The sequence below is a fragment of the Sphingomonas alpina genome, assembly GCF_014490665.1.
Lineage (GTDB): Bacteria > Pseudomonadota > Alphaproteobacteria > Sphingomonadales > Sphingomonadaceae > Sphingomonas > Sphingomonas alpina.
Map to the genome: position 1 here is coordinate 2,054,114 of NZ_CP061038.1, position 19,988 is coordinate 2,074,101.

The 19,988-nt window shown below is 64.3% G+C and carries 18 protein-coding genes and 2 tRNA genes; 7 read left to right on the forward strand and 13 right to left on the reverse strand.

Translation table 11 applies throughout. The annotated features are described in order from the left end of the window. Nucleotides 1-19: 19 nt before the first annotated feature. From H3Z74_RS09415 to H3Z74_RS09435, 5 genes are all read right to left on the reverse strand, one after another. A tRNA-Pro gene (locus tag H3Z74_RS09415) sits at nt 20-96 on the reverse strand. Between the two features lie 105 nt (nt 97-201). Then, a complete protein-coding gene (locus H3Z74_RS09420; RefSeq protein ID WP_187763614.1) occupies nt 202-1,605 on the reverse strand; it encodes a serine hydrolase in 1,404 nt (467 codons plus the stop codon). Further along, the gene (locus H3Z74_RS09425) at nt 1,605-2,054 is read right to left on the reverse strand and encodes an excisionase family DNA-binding protein (RefSeq protein ID WP_187763615.1); all 450 of its coding nucleotides are present in this window, start codon (nt 2,052-2,054) and stop codon (nt 1,605-1,607) included. Before H3Z74_RS09425 ends, H3Z74_RS09420 begins: the two co-directional genes overlap by 1 nt. Before the next feature lie 119 nt (nt 2,055-2,173). Continuing rightward, nucleotides 2,174-3,853 (reverse strand): M56 family metallopeptidase, encoded by a 1,680-nt coding sequence (locus tag H3Z74_RS09430; RefSeq protein ID WP_187763616.1) that lies wholly within the window; start codon nt 3,851-3,853, stop codon nt 2,174-2,176. Continuing rightward, nucleotides 3,850-4,236: a BlaI/MecI/CopY family transcriptional regulator gene (locus tag H3Z74_RS09435; protein ID WP_187763617.1), complete on the reverse strand. Its 387-nt coding sequence runs from the start codon at nt 4,234-4,236 to the stop codon at nt 3,850-3,852. Before H3Z74_RS09435 ends, H3Z74_RS09430 begins: the two co-directional genes overlap by 4 nt. 156 nt (nt 4,237-4,392) lie before the next feature. Between H3Z74_RS09435 and H3Z74_RS09440 the strand changes: the two genes are divergently transcribed. Continuing rightward, nucleotides 4,393-5,820 carry an alpha/beta hydrolase gene (locus tag H3Z74_RS09440; RefSeq protein ID WP_187763618.1) on the forward strand — a complete coding sequence of 476 codons (1,428 nt, stop codon included), beginning with the start codon at nt 4,393-4,395 and terminating at the stop codon, nt 5,818-5,820. 105 nt (nt 5,821-5,925) lie between these two features. Here the strand turns inward: H3Z74_RS09440 and H3Z74_RS09445 are convergent. The 3 genes from H3Z74_RS09445 to H3Z74_RS09455 all read right to left on the reverse strand — a co-directional run bounded on the left by H3Z74_RS09445 (nt 5,926) and on the right by H3Z74_RS09455 (nt 8,930). Continuing rightward, nucleotides 5,926-6,002, reverse strand: a tRNA-Ile gene (locus tag H3Z74_RS09445). A 49-nt stretch (nt 6,003-6,051) separates the two neighbouring features. Beyond that, nucleotides 6,052-7,062 carry a polysaccharide deacetylase family protein gene (locus H3Z74_RS09450; RefSeq protein WP_187764250.1) on the reverse strand — a complete coding sequence of 337 codons (1,011 nt, stop codon included), beginning with the start codon at nt 7,060-7,062 and terminating at the stop codon, nt 6,052-6,054. A gap of 11 nt (nt 7,063-7,073) precedes the next feature. After that, a complete protein-coding gene (locus tag H3Z74_RS09455; protein ID WP_187763619.1) occupies nt 7,074-8,930 on the reverse strand; it encodes a sensor histidine kinase in 1,857 nt (618 codons plus the stop codon). A gap of 226 nt (nt 8,931-9,156) precedes the next feature. Between H3Z74_RS09455 and H3Z74_RS09460 the strand changes: the two genes are divergently transcribed. Then, entirely contained in the window at nt 9,157-9,624 is a 468-nt protein-coding gene (locus H3Z74_RS09460) for an Lrp/AsnC family transcriptional regulator (protein ID WP_187763620.1), read from the forward strand. Between the two features lie 69 nt (nt 9,625-9,693). On the opposite strand, the gene H3Z74_RS09465 is transcribed toward H3Z74_RS09460, so the two are convergent. Then, a complete protein-coding gene (locus H3Z74_RS09465; RefSeq protein ID WP_187763621.1) occupies nt 9,694-11,019 on the reverse strand; it encodes a hypothetical protein in 1,326 nt (441 codons plus the stop codon). Between the two features lie 196 nt (nt 11,020-11,215). On the opposite strand from H3Z74_RS09465, the gene yaaA reads away from it, so the two are divergent. The 5 genes from yaaA to H3Z74_RS09490 all read left to right on the forward strand — a co-directional run bounded on the left by yaaA (nt 11,216) and on the right by H3Z74_RS09490 (nt 16,348). After that, nucleotides 11,216-11,977, forward strand: a complete 762-nt coding sequence (gene yaaA / locus H3Z74_RS09470) for a peroxide stress protein YaaA (RefSeq protein ID WP_187763622.1) — start codon at nt 11,216-11,218, stop codon at nt 11,975-11,977. Beyond that, on the forward strand, nt 11,974-12,672 hold the full coding sequence (locus H3Z74_RS09475) for an SDR family NAD(P)-dependent oxidoreductase (RefSeq protein ID WP_187763623.1): 699 nt from the start codon (nt 11,974-11,976) through the stop codon (nt 12,670-12,672). The genes yaaA and H3Z74_RS09475 overlap by 4 nt, the downstream gene beginning before the upstream one ends. A 99-nt stretch (nt 12,673-12,771) precedes the next feature. Further along, nucleotides 12,772-13,083, forward strand: a complete 312-nt coding sequence (locus H3Z74_RS09480) for a hypothetical protein (RefSeq protein ID WP_187763624.1) — start codon at nt 12,772-12,774, stop codon at nt 13,081-13,083. A gap of 113 nt (nt 13,084-13,196) precedes the next feature. Next, nucleotides 13,197-15,998 (forward strand): DNA gyrase subunit A, encoded by a 2,802-nt coding sequence (gyrA, locus tag H3Z74_RS09485; RefSeq protein ID WP_187763625.1) that lies wholly within the window; start codon nt 13,197-13,199, stop codon nt 15,996-15,998. Beyond that, complete coding sequence (locus H3Z74_RS09490; protein ID WP_187763626.1) at nt 15,995-16,348, forward strand: DUF952 domain-containing protein; 354 nt, start codon at nt 15,995-15,997, stop codon at nt 16,346-16,348. Before gyrA ends, H3Z74_RS09490 begins: the two co-directional genes overlap by 4 nt. A gap of 359 nt (nt 16,349-16,707) precedes the next feature. Here the strand turns inward: H3Z74_RS09490 and H3Z74_RS09495 are convergent, their stop codons facing one another. The 4 genes from H3Z74_RS09495 to H3Z74_RS09510 all read right to left on the reverse strand — a co-directional run bounded on the left by H3Z74_RS09495 (nt 16,708) and on the right by H3Z74_RS09510 (nt 19,944). Continuing rightward, nucleotides 16,708-17,652: an alpha/beta hydrolase family protein gene (locus H3Z74_RS09495; RefSeq protein WP_229726995.1), complete on the reverse strand. Its 945-nt coding sequence runs from the start codon at nt 17,650-17,652 to the stop codon at nt 16,708-16,710. A gap of 74 nt (nt 17,653-17,726) precedes the next feature. Continuing rightward, entirely contained in the window at nt 17,727-18,878 is a 1,152-nt protein-coding gene (locus tag H3Z74_RS09500) for an AAA family ATPase (protein WP_187763627.1), read from the reverse strand. Beyond that, nucleotides 18,875-19,306, reverse strand: coding sequence for a DUF488 domain-containing protein (locus tag H3Z74_RS09505; protein ID WP_187763628.1), 432 nt, complete (start codon nt 19,304-19,306; stop codon nt 18,875-18,877). The genes H3Z74_RS09500 and H3Z74_RS09505 overlap by 4 nt, the downstream gene beginning before the upstream one ends. Then, nucleotides 19,303-19,944, reverse strand: a complete 642-nt coding sequence (locus H3Z74_RS09510) for a lysoplasmalogenase (protein WP_187763629.1) — start codon at nt 19,942-19,944, stop codon at nt 19,303-19,305. Before H3Z74_RS09510 ends, H3Z74_RS09505 begins: the two co-directional genes overlap by 4 nt. Between the last annotated feature and the right edge of the window lie 44 nt (nt 19,945-19,988).

Sequence of the window (19,988 nt, forward strand, 5' to 3'; positions counted from 1 at the left end):
AAACCGTCGAAACCGGTGATGGTCGGGGAGACAGGATTCGAACCTGCGACATCCTGCTCCCAAAGCAGGCGCGCTACCAGACTGCGCCACTCCCCGACGAATGGGGGCCTCTACGCGGGTTGATGGGGCGGATGCAAGCGGTGTGGCCGCAAAGCTGTGCTTTTTACATGCGACTACCGGTGAACGCCTCTCCGCGCCGGGTTATTTTCGCAACGCTTTCAGGCGCTGCACGGCATGAGCGTTGCTCGGGTCGAGCGCAATCGACCGCTCATAGCTGGCGATCGCCGCCGCCTTCTCGCCATTGATCGCATAGGCGTCGGCCAGGCTGTCATAGGCATTGCCGCTGCGCGGAAACAACTCGACCCCGATCTTCATCACCGCCAGCGCTTCTTTCGGCTTGCCAAAGCTGAGCAAGCGATATGCCCAGTCGTTGAGTTCATGCTCATCGACCCGGAATCCGGGATCGCGTCGAAGCCCGGCCAGGACGGCAGAGGCATCACCATAGCCCTGCCGGTCCAGCGCCGCGCGCAGTGCCCCCACGCCCTCCAGCTGCATGCCAGGGATGTAGAGCGCGGCGATCTGGTCGGCCATATCCTCCGGCGTGGCGCCAGCGAGGTTGGTCAGGATGACCACGCCGACATTGTCGTCGGGATAAAGGAACATCGCCGAGCGCGAGCCGCCGGTCATGCCCACGCTGCGATGCCGTACGCGGTCCATCACCAGCCAGCCCATACCCCATTGGCCGAGCGATCCATTGGTGAAGGGCACGCGCGTCCACATCGTCTGCCGCGCGGCGGCGCCGAGCAAGCGGCCATCGAGGATAGCGTTCATCCAGCGCGCCATGTCCGCGGCGGTGCTGTCCATGCCCGAGGCGGCACGATGCTTGGGCGAAAAAGTCTCGAACAGGCCGCGCGGTGCGCCATTCTCCAGGGCATAGGCGGCCGACTTGCCGGACACGACCTCGCGGCTGTCATGCAGGCCTGTCCCCGGCATGCCGACCAGCGCGGTCTGAGCGAGCACGACCGGCGCGTCGAGCGGGTGGCCGTCCAGCGCGTTGAGAATGTTCTGGAGCAGCGCGTAATTGGTCTGGCTATAGTCGAAACGCTCTCCGGGCGGGAAGCGCACCGGCTGAGCCAGCGCCCATCCCCAGGCCGCCGCCTCCTCGCCCTGCTTGCTGCCTGCGCTTCCCGCGAAATTGGGCAGGCCGGAGCTATGGCTGAGCAATTGCCGGACAGTCACGCCGCGCCAGGCTTCGGGCAGATCACTCAGATAGTCGCCAACGCGTTTCGACAGGTCGAGCCGGCCCGCCTCGACAGCGCGCATCGCGGCGACACCGGTAAAGGCCTTGGTGATCGAATTGACCGAGAAGATCGTGGAGTCGGTGACGGCGACCGGCGTCTGCAAGTTGGCGATGCCATAATGACGTAGCAGCGCAACCCGGCCGCCGCGAACCACTGCGACCTGCGCGCCGGGAACATGGCGCTCGGCCATCAGGCGCCGCATGATCGCATCGACCTGTGCGCCAGGATCAGGCGCTGCACGCGCCGGTATGGCGGCAAGCGCCAGGAGCGTGATCGCACCGCGCAGGAAAACTCCGATCCGCATCAAGCATCTTCCTGCGCGGGAATTCCCGACGGGACAGTACGGGCCGCACGGTACGCCAGCACGTCGCGCACCGGCAGTTTGCGGTGCGTACCGACCATCCGATAGGTCAGCTCGCCCTGCTTCAGCAGTTTGACGAGCTGGGGGCGCGACATGTTGAGCAAATCGGCCGCCTGTTGCGTGGTCAGTTCCGCCTCCAGCGGGACCACGGCGACGGCATTGCCCTTGCCCGTTTCCGCCACCATGCGCAGCAGCGCCCGGAAGACCGTCATCGGCAGCCTGATCGCTTCCCGGCCAGTTCCGGCGCGTAAGCTGACCACGCCATCACCGCGATCGAGCCGCGACAACTGGCCTGCCGCGGCGCGTGCCGCATCGATGTCCGCGCCGCTTGGCGGGCATATATCGGCCATGTTCAGCGCCCATTCGGCCATTGCGCTCCTGCCCGACGGCATCAGCGATGGCCTTTGGAAGATGGGGTCATGCGTCTCATCGCTTCTCCTTTCGCGGACAAGCCATGGGCGTCCGCCGTCACATCGTCGGTACTGTCGTCAATGCTGTGACTGGCCGGTGGCTAGCCGCCGCCGGCTCCGTCGCTCGCGGCGCGTTCCCTGTCATTCTCGTCCATCCGCTGGCCGATCAGCTGTCGGAGGTCGATGTCAGGCCGCGCCCGTCTCGCCGCGGCGGCATAGGCCGGCGTGACCCCGACCTTGGCGAGTTTGACCAGCCTGCCTGGCGGAATACCATCGAAGCCGGCCTCGCGCATGCCGGTGATCAGCGCCGGGGTCACGCCGAACAGGCTATAGCCGACGAAATCATAGAGGGTCGACGGCGCTGCTCCGACCGCGCGGAACGTCTCGAGATCGGCGGCGCGGGCGCCGTTCGACCAGAGAATCCTCAGTTGCTTGGCATTGGGGGCGCCCAGCCCAAGCGCAAGGATGGTGCGCAGATAATCGGGCGTGACACCGTCCTGCTCCAATGACGGGAGCGCACGCATCTCGCCGGCGTAGCCGGCCTGCAGCATCGCTTCCTCATAGGATTCGGCGCGTGGCGCCTGCGGTGTCGACGGCGTGAGCGGTACAGGATCGACGCTCGCTGGATCGGTTGCGGTGGTGACGGCGAGCGGCTCGGGCGCGGCTGGCCCAGCTGCTTCCGTTCGGCTGGCGTCAGTCGCGATCGTCGCAGTCCCGGCTATGGCGACGGGCCGGATCTGCACGGTTTTGGCCCGGGCAGGCTGCACAATGGATGCACGCGCGTGCGGAAGAACCGAGACCGCGCACAGGCCTAGAGCGGCGATGCCCGCAAGCAGCAGCGATGCCGCGCGATGCGGTGCCGGCACTGCCTCTCCCAGGATATGCGCGACCCTGCGACGCAACGCCGAGGCCGGTCGATGCCCGTCGAGCGCAAGGGCCAGACCAGGGCTTCGCGCCGCCTCCAGCGTGCACAAGGCGGTGGCGAAGGCCAGCGGGTTGCCGCACGCTGCCAACGCCAGATCGTCGCAGCAATGTTCGCGTTCCTCGCGCAGCCTGCGCCCGATCCACCATATCGCGGGATGGAAGAAGAACAGGGTTTCGACCAAGGTCTGCAGCAAGTTCCAGAAATAATCGGCGCGGCGGACATGGGCGAGTTCATGCGCCAGCACCGCCTCAAGCTGATCGGGTGACAAGGCAGCGAGCGCGGAAAGCGGCACGACCACGACGGAACGGAACAGGCCCATCACAAACGGCCCGGAGACCTGCCGGGACAGCCGCAACGCGACCGGACGCAGGTTCATACGGGCGCATAACCCGTCGGCCATTGCCGACAGGGCCACCGGCACCACCATATCCGCCGCACCAACGAGACGGCGCAGCACGATCCATCCGCCGATCGCCCTGACCGACTGCAACGACACCCCGGCAAGCCACGCCATGTCGAGCCAGAATAACAATGCCCCGTTGGTCGGGAACCAGGCCGACACCTGCCGGAACCCGGCTCCGGCATCCATTGCCATGTCTGCCAGTGCCACGCCTTGGCCGGCGATCGGGATGATGGCGGAGAGCGCGGCAACCCGTGCCAGCATTTCCTGATGGACCAAGGTGACAATGGCCGCGCCGACCATCGCCAGCATCGCGGCAAGCGCCAGGCCATAGCGTGCGCGGCTGCTGATTCCGGAAAGAGACCGGTCGACAGCGCCATGGACAAGGGCGATCGCCGCTGCCTGCCAGCAGAAATGGATCAGCGTCCAGGCAAGCGCGTCGGCATGCAGCGTCACGGTTTCGGTCTCTTCGCCTCGATCAGCCTGCGAATCTCGCCAAGCTCGTCAGCGTCGACCGTTTCCATCGACAGTGCATGCATCGCGAGCTGTGCGGCCGATCCCGCGAACAGCCGTGTGGTCAGGTCGCGCAGCAACTGGCTTCGCGTGTCGCTCCGGCTGGCGGCAGCGCGATAGACATGCGCCTTGCCCTGCTCAGTCCGCTCGACCAAGCCCTTCTCGGTCATGATCTGCAGCGTCTTCAGCACCGAAGTATAGCCGCGCGGACGGTCGCCGCTGAGGCCGTCGAACAACTCGCGCACCGTCGCCTCACCCTTCTCCCACAGCGCCGCGAGCAGCTCCAGTTCGGCTTCGGTGGGTTTGGGGAGATCGGTACTGGCCATGCATCGATTTATACGAAGGACTTCGTAGGAGTCAACGAAGACTTTCGTAGGCAACGCATGTTTGAGGCGATTCCAGCAGGGCCGAACATGCAAAACGCACGATTTGCATGGGTGACATACAGATGCAATACACCATGCTCAACAAGGGGAATTGTTTTGGTCATCTTCGGTAATCGCATCCTTGCTGCCGTGGTGGGGTGCCTGATCGCTGCACCGGTGATGGCCGCGACGCCGCGACCGGAGAACGCAGCAGCACGTTTTGAGAAGGTAGACTGTGCGATTCCTGTTGCGGACGGTGAACGGATCGACTGCGGCATGCTCATTGTCCCCGAAAACCGCAACAAGCCCGCCAGCCGGACCATCAGGCTTCCGGTGATGATCCTGCGCAGTACTGGAATTACCCCTGCTCCTGATCCGGTCGTCTATCTGCCGGGGGGACCAGGCCTCAGCAGCGTCGAGGGCCGTACGACGGGCAAGGGTAATCCATTTCTGGCCGAGCGCGACCAGATCCTGCTCGAGGGCCGCGGCAACAAGTTCGCGCAGCCATCGCTTGCCTGCCCTGAATTGAACCAGCTCCGGGCCGCCAGCGCGGCGGGGCATGCCCAAACGGCTGCGGCGAAACGCTGCCGCACGGCCCTGATTGCGTCCGGGATTGATCTTGACGGCTATACCTCTGCCGAATCCGCTGACGACCTTGAGGATTTACGCCGTCTGCTCCGTGTTCGGCAGTGGAATCTGATTGGCTATTCCTATGGCACACGCCTGGCGCAGACGGTGCTCGCGCGGCACCCGGAGGGGGTCCGCAGCGTCGTGCTCGACTCCGTTTTGCCGGTCGACATCAACTATGACGAGATGGCCGGATCCGCACTTCGGCGCGCGATCCACCTTGTCTTTGATGGATGCGCGAGCGATCCCGTATGCGATACGCGGCACCCCGATCTCCGAAATCGGTTCGCTGCGCTGATCGCACGCGCCGATCGGAAGGGTATCACCGCGCCGAACGGCCGCGTCCTGCGTGGTCGCGACATTGTCGAAGCCATCGGTGCGGCGCTTCAGCAGCCCCGATTGATCCCTGCACTGCCCCATTTGATGGATGAGGTTGCGAACGACCGCATTGAGGGATTGCTTCCGCTGCTCCAGCCTGGCCCGTCCAGTTTCAACTGGGGCCAGCGGCTTTCCATATGGTGCGGTGAAGAAATGCCGTTTGAAAAGCGCGAGCGGATGGAGGCGCAAATCTCACCCGGCCTTGGATTAGGGGGCGTGGACGGACGCACCGCGACACTGGAAACCTGTGCGGCCTGGGGCGTGCGCGCCGCAGAGCCATCTGCCAACGAGGCCGTGACAAGCGACGTGCCGATATTGATTCTCGCTGGCGAATTCGACCCTGTCACCCCGCCCGACTGGGGGAGGCGTCTTCTGCGTACCATGCCCAACGCTCGATTCGTACTGATTCCGGGCCAGGCCCATGGTGCGATGTTCAATCGCTGCGGAGGGCAACTGACAATAGCGTTCCTTCGCGATCCCGGCGCCCCGCTCAATCTCGAATGTGTATCGAAGATGTCCGGGCCGGCATTTTCAGATTGATCGCCGGACGCTCCGCTCGTCGATTTCGCGTCGATTGCGGCGTCGGTCGAAGCCATTGATCAACAATGAGTTCTGGATAGCATGTCCATGCCATGCAGACGGTGTTGGTGGGCCCGGCAGGACTTGAACCCGCAACCTACCCGTTATGAGCGGGCAGCTCTAACCAGTTGAGCTACAGGCCCCACCGTCTGTTCCGTTAGCGGAGGCGCGCCGCCGCTGGCAAGCCGCGCTTTACGGTCGCGTGCCCGCGGCAATCAATTCGGCGAGCGACACGGGGCGCACGCCGCGCCGATCGAGATCCGCCAGCACCTTGTCCCACCAGCGATTGAACACAGCGAGATCCGCAGCATCGCGAACATAGGGCGTGTGCCCCGGCGCGAGCGATGGCGAGTGGAACGAGAAGTTGAGCACCCGCACCCCCTGCCCCAGCGCCACGGCGATTGCCTCCAGCGCGTCGGCGAGCGGCATGTCCTCCGGCGTCAGGGCAACGCGCGATAACAAGCCGGTACGAGCGAACAGCCCACGCCCTTTCGGAATACGGCCGAGCGCCTCGTAAAGCCCGGCACCGCCATGACGGGCCAGGCCGGTAAAAACGGTGGTGAGCGGCAACTCCATCATCCCGCCGACATGGAATGCGTGATTGCCGACCGCCCGGAAATCCGGGCCACCTTCCGCACTATAATCATAACAAGCGCGCATCGAGCTATCGATCCGGTAACCGCGCGATGCCAGCAACGCTACGGTAGCGGGCCCTATTCCATAACGCCCGGCGCGATAGACCAAAGGGGACGCACCGAATGCTGTCGCGATGGCATTGGTAAGCACGCCGAGCTTCGCCGCTTCCAGCGTCTCTGGCAGATTGCCGGCAAAACTATTGGCCGGGGTCAGCGCTTCCTCGAACGGCGGATTGACCCAGGGATGAAGCTGCGTGCCGATCGCCGAGCGACCATCTGTCAGGACGTCGCGCAAGATGTCGATCGACAAAGGGTCGGTCGCGACCGGATGGTCAACCAGATAGGTCAGTGGCACGCCGCAGTCGGCAAAACGGCGATGTCCCTCGGGCAGCGCACCGATCGCCGAGACGTTGCGCGACTCGCGCGACAAGGGTGCGCTCCAGTCGAACTCTTCCTCGGTATCGACCATGATCGTGAATCGCGTGCCGAAATCGTCGGACCACAAGACCCGGTCGGCTGCGGCCGGTGGCGCGGGGCGATGGATCGACCCGATCGAGGGCGAGGCGATCCCTGCCACGCTCAGCTGGAAGAAACCTGCTCCACAGGCGCGATAACGGCGGCAGGCAAGTGCAAAGTCAAGGCCTGCTCGCCGATCACCAGCGCGCCGCCAAGCTCACTGGCGAGATTGCGCGCCAGCCGGAGTGCAAAGCCCGTCCCAAGCAACGGTGCGCCCTCGGCCTCCGCTTCCGCCTCGGCGTCGATCGTCAGGATGCTCTCGACGCCATAAGCGGCAAGCGACTGCGGGCGATCGAAGGTCAGCACGACCTGCGCGTCGGGACCGGATTCAGCGCCGATCTCGATCTTCTCACCCTTGCTGCCCGACGCGACCAATGTCGCCATGAGCCGAGCGATCAACCGCTCGACGGCGCGGTCGTCGCCCGCAATGGCCATTTCCGGCGAGCCGGGTTTGATCATCAGAACGGTGCCGCGCAATCGCGCGAGAGACGCAAGATCGTCCGCGATCTGCGCCAGCAGGGATGCGACGGGAACCGTGCCGGGCCGAAGGTCGAGCGCGTTGGATTCGATCCGCGCCGCCAGATCGATATCGTCGATTGCCGTCAGCAGGTCCGCGGCCTGACTGCGGATCTGGCTGGCATGGTCGCGATAGGGCTGCGGAACGGGCCCGAGCAGTTGCGTCTCGATCATCTCCGCAAAGCCGGCAATGGCGTTGGTCGGTGTGCGCAATTCATGGACGAGCTGGCGCAACGCGTCCGATTGCGGGTTGCGAGAGACGCGCGCCGGTTCCGCGCTTTCGTCCGCGCGAGGGCGACGGGCGGTGCCACGATAGCCGGTGAACCGTCCGGTTTCGCGGTCAAATACCGGGATGCCGGTGATCCGCCACTGCCCCGCCGCATCCGAATTGCCCTCGACGACCAGGCGGGCATTGGCAAATCCGGCACGACGGCGGAACGCACCTGCCGCGACGCCGTCGACGCGTGATCCATTGGGCAATGCGGCGAAATCGAGCGGCAGGCCGATCAATGGCGCACGCGCGGCTCCTTCGATCCAGCGGACGATTCCGGCCGCATCGGTTTCGAACCGGAAACTGGGCGACTGGACAGGCTCGAGATCGAACAGCGCCGGCTGAGCGTCATTATCGCTCCGCAACAAGGGAATGCTGGGCTTGTCCTCGCGCTGACGCTGATAGGCGTCGATACGCTGGAGCAGTTCGTTGATCTCAAAGGGCCCGGTGGACTGGCTGTCGAGCGGGTCGGTTCCCGACGAAGGAGCATCACCTCCTTCCGCCTGACGCAACGCCTCGGCAACGACCGGCAGGCCAAGTGCGACCGACCCAAGCGAGACAAATGCCGATTCGGCGGGGGCAGTCTGCATCGGCAGGATGACGGCATCCACCGGCTCGATCTCAGCTGCCTGTGACTCGCCCCGCAATATTCCGGTTTTGGGGCCGGGCAACGGCATTTTCGGAAGCTCGAAGTCGGTGTCGATTCCGCCCGGCTCAACGCCAGCCTCAAACAGCGCTTCGCCGCCAGCCGCGGACAGACGGAAATCTACCGATCCGAAGCTCTCCAGTGCACGGCGAACCTCGGGCGCGAGGTCACGACGGTGGCGCAAGATCGACCGGCCGGCCGGCGACAGGCCGGGCAGCATATCGATCCATTGGTCAGCACGCATCCGTGCGACGCGCAACACCGGCGCCGCGATGGTGATGTCATCCTCGGCGAACAGATGCACCAGTTCAGCCGGGGGATCGGCATAGGACAGGGACCGGGCACTCGCCGCGCGCACCGGCGGCGGCACCTGCACGCGAATCGCCTTGAGACGCGTGATCGCTGCCGGGCTTACCGGCACCCGGCGTCGACCGATCAGGTCGACCAGTTGGCGCCATGCCGACTGCGCGCCAAACGGCGTCGACATATCTGCCGAGAGGACCGTTTCAAGGCTATCGTCGAAGCGCAAACCGGTACCCCCGTATCGACGCGCGAAAGGCGCGCCGTAATAATTTCTTAACCGCCATACGCGGCTTGAGGAACTGTTGATTTCGGGACGTAGCAATGTGGGACAATTGCGTTCCCCCGCAATTATCTTATGCTGAACCACAGAGACGCACGCGAAAATTCGCGTCGCGCGGGAGTTGTACGCAATGGCGTTTGATCAAATCGACCGGCAGATTTTGGGATTGTTGCAGGACGATGGACGAATGACGAATGTCGAGCTCGCCGAAAGGGTCGGTTTGACCGCCCCGCCCTGCCTGCGCCGCGTCCGCGCGCTGGAGGATGCCGGAGCGATCAAGGGCTATCATGCACAACTCGACGCGGCGGCGTTGGGATATCCGATAACCGTCTTCGCGATGGTCAGCTTGCGCAGCCAGGCCGAGCACGATCTCGCCGCATTCGAGGATCATGTCGCCGCGATCCCGGAAATCCGCGAATGCCATATGCTCAATGGCGAAATCGACTTCATCCTGAAGATCGTTGCCGGCGACCTGAAGAGTTTCCAGGATATATTGACGACGCATCTCACCCCGGCCCCGAATGTCGCAAGCGTCAAGACTTCCCTGACGATCCGAACCGCCAAGTCGGTGCCCGGGATACCCGTCCGCCCTTCCTGACACCCGATCCTCATGAAAAAGGGCGGCATCGCTGCCGCCCTTCTCACTTTTGGGGACGAACCGAGCCGCTTATGCGGCGGGCGCGCCCGCCGCCGGTGCATCGATCCAGGTTGTCCACAGCGTCGCGATTTCGTTGCGCGGCGGATTCTTGACCAGCGCGAACGCTGCCTTTGCACCGGGCTTGTCGCCCGTCGCGGTCAGCGCGATACCGAGATGCGTATTCACTTCATCGGCGTCTACCGATCCCTTGGTCAGCGCGAGTCGGTACATCTCGATCGCCTTGGCATAATTGCCGCTGCCCAGGCAGAAATCGCCGGTATCGGCCGCCACAGTGCCGGTCTTCGCTGCATTTGCCTTGGCTTCCTGCGCGGCCAGCGTTCCTTCGGTGGCGATCTGCTTGACGGCGTCGGATCGGAACTGCGACGCGGTCGTGCTCGACGCCGGGATCTTGCCGTTCTTCTTGCCCTCGTCGAGCACGGCAATCGTCTCGCTGCCAAGACCGATCGAGAAAGTCAGCTCGGCATATTCGAGATAATCGTCCTGGCCGGCAAGACCATTGGTCGCGCGCATCAGGCGGAACAGGTCGACGCGCTGCTTCTTGTCGATGCGCTTGGCACCGGCACCCTGGAAACCGAACACATAGATCGCGGTGCGCCAGTTCTTGGGCGTACCGAAAGCATGCAGCCAGTTGCGCGTCCAGCGCTGGACCGCTGCATTGTCGTTGGTCTTTTGCAGCGCGGTAATGGCGTAAGTGTAGAGATCTTCGGACACCGGCTTGCCGGCCGCGCGGTCCGCCGCCACCGCAGTTTCGATATCGGCAATCCCGCCAACCGGGTCACCGCCGAGAACCTTCGCCTTCGCCATCAGCAACGGCAGGTCGGCGTTGGTAAAGCCCACCTCCTTCGCCTTGGCATAATTGCTCAGCGCGACGGGGTATTGCTTGGCGTTGAATGCGATGTTGCCGCGTGTGAACGCGTAACGGCCAATAGCTTCCTTGGGCGTCTTGGGATTGGCGAGCAGCGCATCGAGCGGGGCGGCCATGGCATTGTCGTTGCCGCCATTGCCCATCTTGAGGACTTCGAACTGAAGCCGATAGGCCTGGGCGAGATAGCGTTCATCGTCGTTCTTCGCCACGCTCTCGAGGCCCGGCAGATTGGCTTCCACAGCAGCGGCGTACGCCGCGTCGGCCTGTGCCTTGCCCTCGGCCGGTGCAGCTTCGCGCGCGCGCGCGGCTTCATCGATCTTGACTGCGAATTCGCGCGCTTCCTTGCTGAGTTGCAGGCCCGGCGCCTTGGCTTCCTCTTTCTTCTTCGCATAGGCCGGAGCCACGATCGCGACACTCGATGTGCTGGCGATCAAGATGGCCGCCAGTGCGGCCCGGGACAATGTCTTCACGATGGAACTCTCCTATTGGCGGCGCGCGGCGCCATCCTGGCCCGGCCGCTGTAGCCACCCCCGGCTTCGGGTTCAAGCAAGCGGCGGTAGGAAAGGCATCTCCCGCACGCGCCGCACGACGATCGAACATGCCGTTCGGTTCCGTGCATCGAAGCATCGCTTTGACCATGACCGATCGCGCCGCTAACCGGGCCGGATGATCGCTGTGCTTTCCCCTGCAAAAACCCTGGACTACGCCAAGCCGATTCCGGCCGTGACCCCGACCGAGCCGCGTTTCGCGACAGAGGCGGCGGGACTGGCTGCATCGGCGGCGAATCTCAGCCAGAAACGGCTGGCGGCGCTGATGGATATTTCCAAGCCGCTGGCGAAACTCAATGCGGATCGGTTCGCCGGATTCGGCGATGCGCCCGATCGCCCGGCGATCTTCGCCTTTGCCGGGGACGTCTATACCGGATTCGAGGCACGGACCGTCGATGAGGCGGGGATCGCCTTTGCCCAGGATCATGTCCGGATGCTGTCCGGCCTGTACGGCCTGCTCCGCCCGCTCGATGCGATGCGACCTTATCGGCTGGAAATGGGCACGCGCTGGGCACCGCGGCGCAAGAGTCTCTACGATTGGTGGGGCAGCCGCATCGCACACCTGCTCGCACAGGATGCCGCCGAGGAAGGGTCTGGCGTCGTACTCAACCTGGCCAGCCAGGAATATTGGGCAGCAGTCGCCGGCAAGCTGCCGCAGGATATTCGCGTCATCCAGGTCGATTTCCGCGAGCCCGGCCCGGACGGGCCGCGTTTCGTCAGCTTCAACGCCAAGCGCGCGCGCGGCATGATGGCGCGCTGGCTATGCGAGCACCGCATCAGCGACGTCGAGGCGATGCAGGGTTTCGACACTGACGGCTATCGCTTCGACCCGGCCGAGAGCAACGACACGCAGTGGCGCTTCATGCGAGGCGCCGCTTGACTGGCGCAGCGGTCGTGATCGGTGCGTCCGGCGGCATCGGCGGCGCATTCGAAGCGGCTTTGATCGAGGAGGGCGCGTTCGATCTCGTGCACGGTTTTGCCCGGAGCGGGAGCGGCAGGCGGCACATCGATCTGACCAACGAGGCCAGCATTGCCGCTGCTGCTGCGGTTGTGGCGACGGGCCCGGCACCGACGCTGATCTTTGTCGCGACGGGCCTGCTTCACCAGGACGATCATGGTCCCGAAAAGGCCTATGCCGAGCTCGATCCCGACTGGCTTGCCCGAACTCTTGCGATCAACGCGATCGGCCCAGCGCTGCTCGCCAAGCATTTTCTGCCGCTGTTGCCCAGAACCGGCCGCACGGTTTTCGCCGCGTTGACCGCGCGGGTCGGCAGCATCGCCGATAACAGGCTTGGCGGCTGGTACGGCTATCGCGCTTCCAAGGCAGCGCTCAACATGCTGATCCGCACCCTCGCGATCGAGGAAAGGCGCCGCAACAGCAGTTCGATCGTGGTCGGCCTGCATCCCGGCACGGTCGACACGGCTCTGTCCCGCCCGTTTCAAGGCAATGTGACGCCCGGAAACCTGTTCGCTCCCGACCGTGCGGCGGTCCAGCTGCTCGATGTCATCGACGGGTTGCGAGCACCGGACAGCGGCAAATTCTTTGGCTGGGACGGCGCCGAAATCCCCGCATGACAATCATTTCACCTGCGGGTCACATCGCCGACACCCGCCCTGGCGCACTACCCTGATCAGTGGCGCGATACCGCGTCGCACTGGACAGGAGTTGTACCCATGTCGAAGACACTGATCACCTCGATCCTCGCCGCATCGGCGCTGTTTGCCGGTGCCGCCGGTGTTGCAACCGCCAAGCCGGTGGCGAAAACCGCTGCGGTCAAGACCGTCGCGACCACCAAAACCACGGTTGCGCCGGCCGCTCGCACACCGGCGGTGAGGACTCAGGCTGCCGTCACCACGCATCGGACCACCAAAGTCGCGGCAGCCGCCCCGGCAGGCCGCATGGTCACGACCAAAACCTCTACCGGCAAGCAGATCACCTATAATTGCTCCAAGGCCGGAAACGCGACCAAGAAGGCCTGCAAATAAGTCCCGGATCGACCGTCCCTCGCGCGCGCTCGTACGCGTGCGGGGGTGGTCAGCGCGAAGCTGATGGGCTAGTGACGTAACCACAACGTCACACAACCCGAAAGCTTCGAAATTTGACCGACGAGACACTCCTCGCCGACCCTTCCGATATCTCGCCGATCTCGATCGTCGACGAAATGCGTTCCAGCTATCTCGATTACGCGATGAGCGTGATCGTCGCCCGCGCGCTGCCCGATGTGCGCGACGGGCTGAAGCCGGTGCATCGCCGCATTCTCTTCGCCAGCCAGGAGGGCGGCTTCGTCCCCGGCCGGCCGTATCGCAAATGCGCCAAGATCGTCGGCGACGTGATGGGCAATTACCATCCGCACGGCGACAGCTCGATCTATATGGCGCTCGCCCGCCTCGCCCAGGATTGGGCGATGCGCGTGATGCTGATGGACGGCCAGGGCAATTTCGGATCGATGGACCCGGATATGCCGGCATCGATGCGCTATACCGAGGCGCGGCTGACCAAGGCGGCGATGGCGCTGCTGCAGGACATCGAGAAAGACACGGTCGATTTCGCGCCCAATTATGACGGGTCGCGCGAAGAGCCGACCGTCCTGCCGGCGCGTTTCCCCAATATCCTGGTCAATGGCGCGGGCGGCATCGCCGTCGGCATGGCGACCAACATCCCGCCGCACAATCTCGGCGAAGTGATCGACGCCTGCCTCGCCTATATCGAGAATGGCGGGATTACGGTCGAAGAATTGATGGAAATCGTGCCCGGTCCCGATTTCCCGACCGGTGCGATCATCCTCGGTCGTGCGGGCTGCCGTTCGGCCTATCAGGAAGGACGCGGCTCAATCATCGTGCGCTCGCGCTACGAGGTCGAGGAAGGCCGTGGCGATCGCCGCTCGATCGTGCTCACCGAAATTCCCTATCAGGTCGGCAAGAACGGCCTGGTCGAGAAAATCGCCGAAGCCGCCAAGGACAAAAGGATCGAGGGCGTCAGCGACATTCGCGACGAATCGAACCGTCACGGCGTGCGCATCGTCATCGACCTGAAGCGCGACGCGACCCCGGAAGTCGTGCTCAACCAATTGTGGCGCCATACACCGGCGCAATCGAGCTTCCCGGCCAATATGCTGGCGATCCGCGGCGGGCGGCCCGAAACGCTCAACCTGCGCGACATCATCGAAGCCTTCGTCAAGTTCCGCGAAGAGGTGATCACGCGCCGGTCGAAATTCGAACTGGCCAAGGCGCGCGAACGTGCGCACATCTTGCTCGGCCTGGTCATCGCCGTGAGCAATCTCGATGAGGTCGTACGCATCATTCGTGGGTCGGCAAGTCCGGTCGTCGCGCGTGCCGCACTCGCCGCGCGCGAATGGCCGATCGCCGAGATCGCGCCCTATATCCGCCTGGTCGAGGCCGTCGAGGACAAGCAGGAGGGCGAAATCTATCGCCTGTCCGACGTGCAGGTCCGTGCGATTCTCGACCTGCGCCTGCACCGCCTGACCGCGCTTGGCCGCGACGAGATCGGCGACGAACTCAAGACACTCGCCGACTCGATCACCGAATTGCTCGCGATCCTCGCCGACCGCGCCAAGCTCTATGAAGTGATGAAGGAAGAACTGGCCGCCGTGCGCGACCAGTTCGCCACGCCGCGCCGTACCGAGATCGCCGCAGCCGCCGACGGTATCGACGACGAAGACCTGATCGAGCGCGAGGACATGGTCGTGACCGTGACCATGCAGGGCTATATCAAGCGCACCACGCTCGACACGTTCCGTGCCCAGGCCAAGGGCGGCAAGGGCCGCGCCGGCATGGCGACCAAGGATGAAGACGTGGTCACCGAAATGTTCGTCACCTCGACGCACACGCCGGTGCTGTTCTTCTCCACTCACGGCAAGGTCTATCGCAAGAAGGTCTGGCGCCTGCCCGAGGGCGGTGCCGCGACACGCGGCCGGCCGATGGTCAATCTGCTCCCCTTGGCCGAGGGCGAGACGATCTCGACCGTGCTTCCTCTGCCCGAGGATGAGGCCGAATGGGGTGCGCTGCACGTCATGTTCGCGACCGCCAAGGGCAATGTCCGCCGCAACTCGATGGACGCGTTCACCAACGTGCCCAACAACGGCAAGATCGCGATGCGCTTCGATGACGAGAGCGACGATCGCCTGATCGGCGTTGCGCTGCTCAACGAGACCGACGATGTGCTGCTCGCAACGCGCAAGGGCAAGGCGATCCGCTTCGCCGGCGATGACGTGCGCGAATTCCAGAGCCGTACCGCAACCGGCGTGCGCGGCATCTCGCTGAAGGGCGATGACGAGGTCATCTCGCTGTCGATCCTCCACCGTGTCGGTACCAGCCAGGAAGAACGCGAGGAATATGTCCGCTTCGCACCGTGGAAGCCGGAAAAGGACGGCGAACCGACGATGAGTGCGGAACGCTTCGCCGAATTGCGTACGCGGGAAGAGTTCATCCTGACGGTCTGCGCCAATGGTTACGGCAAGCTGTCCTCGGCCTATGAATATCGCCGCATCGGGCGTGGTGGTCAGGGCATCACCAATATCGACAATCTCGCCCGCAACGGCGATGTCGTGGCGAGCTTCCCGTCAAAACATGGCGAACAGCTGATGCTGGTCACCGACCAGGCCAAGCTGATCCGCATGCCGATCGAACTGCGCCATGAACGCGGCGACGATCAGGGCTTCCGCATCATCAGCCGCAGCTCGGCCGGCGTGAAGCTGTTCGATGTCGCCAAGGACGAGCATGTGGTCTCGGCTGCCCGGATCGAAGAAAGCGAAGACGAACCCGAGGCCGATCCCGCCGATGTGGCGGCGCTGCCGGCACCGGACACCGGCGCGACCGACGATGCTGGCATCGATGACGCTGGTATCGACGACGCCGGGACCACGCCGGAGGATGGCGAATGAGCGAATTTCCCGTCACGGCCTATAAGGTCCTGACCGCCGATCAGATGGCGGTGCTGGAACGTGACGGGATTTTCCTCGGCGCACCGATCGATCTGGCCGACGGCTATATCCACCTCTCCACCTGCGAGCAGTTGACCGAGACGGTCGACAAGCATTTCGCCGGCCGGACCGACCTGCATGTCGCGGCGGTCGATCTCGGCTCGTTCGGCGCTTCACTGAAATGGGAAGAATCGCGCGGCGGGCAGCTGTTCCCGCATCTCTACGGCCCGCTGCTGCTTGAAGCCGTCTTTGCCTATGGGCCGCTGGAACGGCTGGCGGACGGGTCGGTCAAGCTTCCGGTGGCGGGCTAAAACGCACCCTAGCGCGCATAGATACGCGACACTCTGTTTTCCGACACTGAGAAAGAGCGCGCCGGTGCAAGCCCGGCACGGGATGATATGCCCGACCTTGCGTCATGCTTGAATCACTCATGGCGACCGCGCGAAGCTCACCGATGACGGGAGATATGGGACACCGAAATGTCCTATATCTCCCGTCGCCGTTTCGGCGTGATTCTGATATAAACTATTATATATCAGATATTTATATGTGAACTCTTAGACGTGACTCTCACTGCTACCCCCGCGAAAGGCATCGGGTCGGCACTCAGAAGAAGAAGCGGGATTCCCGCTTTCGCGGGAATGACGGTGGTGGTTCAATCTCCACGCAATCAGCGCGGCGCCATGTTCAGCTCGGCTTGGCTGAACGACACCGTCCCCTTGCCGGCAGCATCGCCGATGATCTTGCGCGCGATCACCGCCGTGACCGGCGCCAGGATGCTGAAATGGGTGCGTCCCGGCACCTTGTAGAAATGCAGCTGCGGATTGCTGGATTCGGCGCTCAGCGCATCCAGCGAATCGCCATTGCCCTGGTCCGCACCCTCGAACACGAATGTCGGGCTTGTCACCGACCCGAGCCAGTGGATCGGTGAGCGCAGCTTGACCTCAGTCGCGTCGTTCAGGTCGGCATAGAAGAACTGACCGCCATAATCGCTCGCCTCCGCGACCGGGCCAAAGGCGAATATTCCGCGAAACCGCTTGCTCATCTCCGCAGTCAGCAGAACCAGCGTGCCACCCGTGCTGTGCCCGCCGAGATAGATGCGCTGCGGGTCGACATACTCCTGCGCCGCGAGATAGTCGGCCGCCGCCAGGATATCGTCGACCTCGCCGTAAAACCCTTCGCGATAGCCCGGATTGTCGTTGCCGCCGCGCAGCGAGGGGTACAGGGTCACGATCCCGGCATCGCGAAACGCGGCAGCGGTCTGGTCGTTTTCGGGATCCGCCTTGTCCCAGAAATTCCCGATCGAATTGCTGTCGCCGCCGGAAATCCAGATGATCGCCGGATGGCGGCCGCCACCTGCCGGGTGCGGCGTGATATAGGCGGCGAGTTGCCCCGCCGGTGATTTGTAATGGATCAGGTCGAGCACGCCCGTGGGCGGCTGCGGCGCTCGCGTGCCATCGCGGGTCTGCTGGACCAGCTGCGTCCTGTACCCGGCACGCGCCTCCGCCAGCCCCTGAGCCCGGACGGTTTGCGCGGCCCCCTGGATACCATCACAGGCCGCCACGGTGATCGGGATGCACAAGGCCGCCAGTGCCAATATCACTTGCTTTCGCATGTCATGCCTTTCGCTCTCCCGATCACAATAGTCACGCTCGAATGGCGCACAACTCGTCTCGGCAATGCCAGGACTCAGCGCGTCGGCCATGCCCATTTCGGTGGCGCATCCTGCTGTTCCGCATGGGTTTCGCCAAGTTCCTTCCGCAGCACGATCTGCCGCGTCAGCGCATGTCCGACCAGCGCATCGACCAGCGCGGCGGCATGCGACACGACGATGATCTGGCAATCCCGTGCAGCGAGCGAGATCAGCCGTGCGAGCGGCGCCAGCAGGTCGGGGTGAAGGCTCGCCTCGGGTTCGTTGAGGATCATCAGTTCAGGCGGCCGCGGCGACAGCAAGGCGGCCATCAGCAGCAGATACCGGAGCGTACCGTCGGACAATTCGGCGCCGCGCATCGGTCGCAACAGCCCATGCTGGTGCATTTCGACCTCGAAATCCGCACCAATGCTGATGCGCGCGCCGGCAAAGGCATCGCCGACCGTTTCCTGCAGCGCATCGCCATCGCCGATCTCGATGATCGTCTGGATCGCGGCACCGATATCGCTGCCGTCGCCGGCCAGCACCGGCGTGAAGGTGCCGACCTGCGGGCGGCGCGCGGGCGCGGCGCGATCGGTGCGCAGATCGTCATAGAAGCGCCAGCGCCGCATCCGTTCACGCAACATCAGCAGTTCGAGGCCATCGGCCGGGTCGGCGCACTGCGTGACCATGCTATCGAACGACGACAGTCCCGTCCGGCTGTCATGCCATTGACCGCTGCGTTCGCCACGAATGCGCGCGCTCGGGCCGCGCCGTTCCGCGACCAGCATCGCCGGCCGCAATACCGCACCATTCCATACCGCCTCGACCTTGATTTCGGGATCGGCGGCAAAGCGCGACAGTGACGGGATCGGCAGGCCGAGGTCGATCGCATAACCCAGATCATCCCCCGCAAAGCCGAGCTTCAGGCTGACCGGCCCGTCACGCACCACGCCCTGGACCGGCTGTGTTCCTGCCTTCATCTCGCGGCTGAAGCGCTCCGGCCCGGCCCATAAGGTCGAGGTCAATCCGCCTTCAGCCGCCAGCGAGGCGATCACCCTGCCCTGCGCGACATCCGACAACAGGCGCAGTGCACGATAGAGGCTCGATTTGCCGCTGCCATTGGCGCCGGTGACGACCGTCACGTCGCCCAGGGCCAGCGTCACCTCACGCAGCGAGCGGTAGCCGGAAACCGCCAGCGTATGGATCATGGGTAAAGGTCTACCACCTCGGCACCTTCGCCCACCGCCGCGAGCAGCAGGGTGCGGTGGCAATGGCAGGGATCGCGCTCGAAGCACAGCAGAGCGGACGGCTTCTCGGCGGCAAGTTCAAGCATTTGCGCCGCCTGGACCTGTGCCTCAGGCAAATCGAGCTGTGCCGCATAGACTGACTTCAGGGTCGCGACATCGCCCTTCTTGGCAGCATCGCGACCCGGTTTGGGTGTGCCCAGTGCCTTGAGATGGACATAGCCGATGCCGGCCGCGGCCAGCGATGCGGCGAGGGTGTTTTTCGAGAAGCCCGGACGCCGCGACAGCGGCAAGGCCCGCACATCGACCACCCGCTCGACCCCGGCACCGGTCAGTGCCGAAAGGAAATCGGCCATCGTCGTGGCTTCATATCCGATCGTGAAAATCTTCATGCCCGCCTCGTTCGATCGAGTGCCGCGACCACCCCCCAGGCGATCAGCGCCTGACCGCCGAAATAGGTCGGCCAGATCAGAAGATTGGGAACGGGCGATGCGGACAACGGACCGATCCGTGAAAAAATCAACAGATCGGACACCACGAAGAGCAGCGCACCAAGGCCGACATAGCCACGCGGAAAGCGGCTGAGCCAGGCACTGGCCGCCATGGCACCAAGGCCGGTCGCGTACAGCGCGATACCCGGTGCCGCGCCGCGATCGGTTGGCAGCAACCACGCCGCAACCGGCGTTGCGACCAGTATCAGCGCCGCGACAGCCCAATCCGCGGCACCGCCCGAGCGGCGATGCGTGAGATACAGGCCGACAGCCACAAGGTGCCCGGCAAGAAATGCCAACGCACCGATCGTCAGTCCCGACGTCTCGAGCAGCACGTCACCCAGCGCGCCGAGCGCAAGCACCGCCGTGATCAGCCAGCCGGCACGATCGCGCGCCTGTGTCGCCGCCCATAAGGCGAGCAGCCCGACACCCGCCCCTTTCCAGACGATCGCAGCCGTCCCGGGCGCCAGAACATGATCGACGAAGTAATAGCTTGCCCCGGCAATCAGCGCAGCGATGAAAAGAAGGCGGTTCGACATGGCCCACCTTGTATCGCATCGCACGCCAGTGTCAGCCCCGCCTT

What these genes read in the sequence shown, in the direction of transcription:
- H3Z74_RS09420 (WP_187763614.1), bottom strand. Translation starts at nt 1,605, where the DNA reads ATGCGGATCGGAGTTTTCCTGCGCGGTGCGATCACGCTCCTGGCGCTT.
- H3Z74_RS09425 (WP_187763615.1), bottom strand. Translation starts at nt 2,054, where the DNA reads ATGCCGTCGGGCAGGAGCGCAATGGCCGAATGGGCGCTGAACATGGCC.
- H3Z74_RS09435 (WP_187763617.1), bottom strand. Translation starts at nt 4,236, where the DNA reads ATGGCCAGTACCGATCTCCCCAAACCCACCGAAGCCGAACTGGAGCTG.
- H3Z74_RS09455 (WP_187763619.1), bottom strand. Translation starts at nt 8,930, where the DNA reads ATGTCGACGCCGTTTGGCGCGCAGTCGGCATGGCGCCAACTGGTCGAC.
- H3Z74_RS09460 (WP_187763620.1), top strand. Translation starts at nt 9,157, where the DNA reads ATGGCGTTTGATCAAATCGACCGGCAGATTTTGGGATTGTTGCAGGAC.
- yaaA (WP_187763622.1), top strand. Translation starts at nt 11,216, where the DNA reads ATGATCGCTGTGCTTTCCCCTGCAAAAACCCTGGACTACGCCAAGCCG.
- H3Z74_RS09480 (WP_187763624.1), top strand. Translation starts at nt 12,772, where the DNA reads ATGTCGAAGACACTGATCACCTCGATCCTCGCCGCATCGGCGCTGTTT.
- H3Z74_RS09490 (WP_187763626.1), top strand. Translation starts at nt 15,995, where the DNA reads ATGAGCGAATTTCCCGTCACGGCCTATAAGGTCCTGACCGCCGATCAG.
- H3Z74_RS09495 (WP_229726995.1), bottom strand. Translation starts at nt 17,652, where the DNA reads ATGCGAAAGCAAGTGATATTGGCACTGGCGGCCTTGTGCATCCCGATC.
- H3Z74_RS09500 (WP_187763627.1), bottom strand. Translation starts at nt 18,878, where the DNA reads ATGATCCATACGCTGGCGGTTTCCGGCTACCGCTCGCTGCGTGAGGTG.
- H3Z74_RS09505 (WP_187763628.1), bottom strand. Translation starts at nt 19,306, where the DNA reads ATGAAGATTTTCACGATCGGATATGAAGCCACGACGATGGCCGATTTC.
- H3Z74_RS09510 (WP_187763629.1), bottom strand. Translation starts at nt 19,944, where the DNA reads ATGTCGAACCGCCTTCTTTTCATCGCTGCGCTGATTGCCGGGGCAAGC.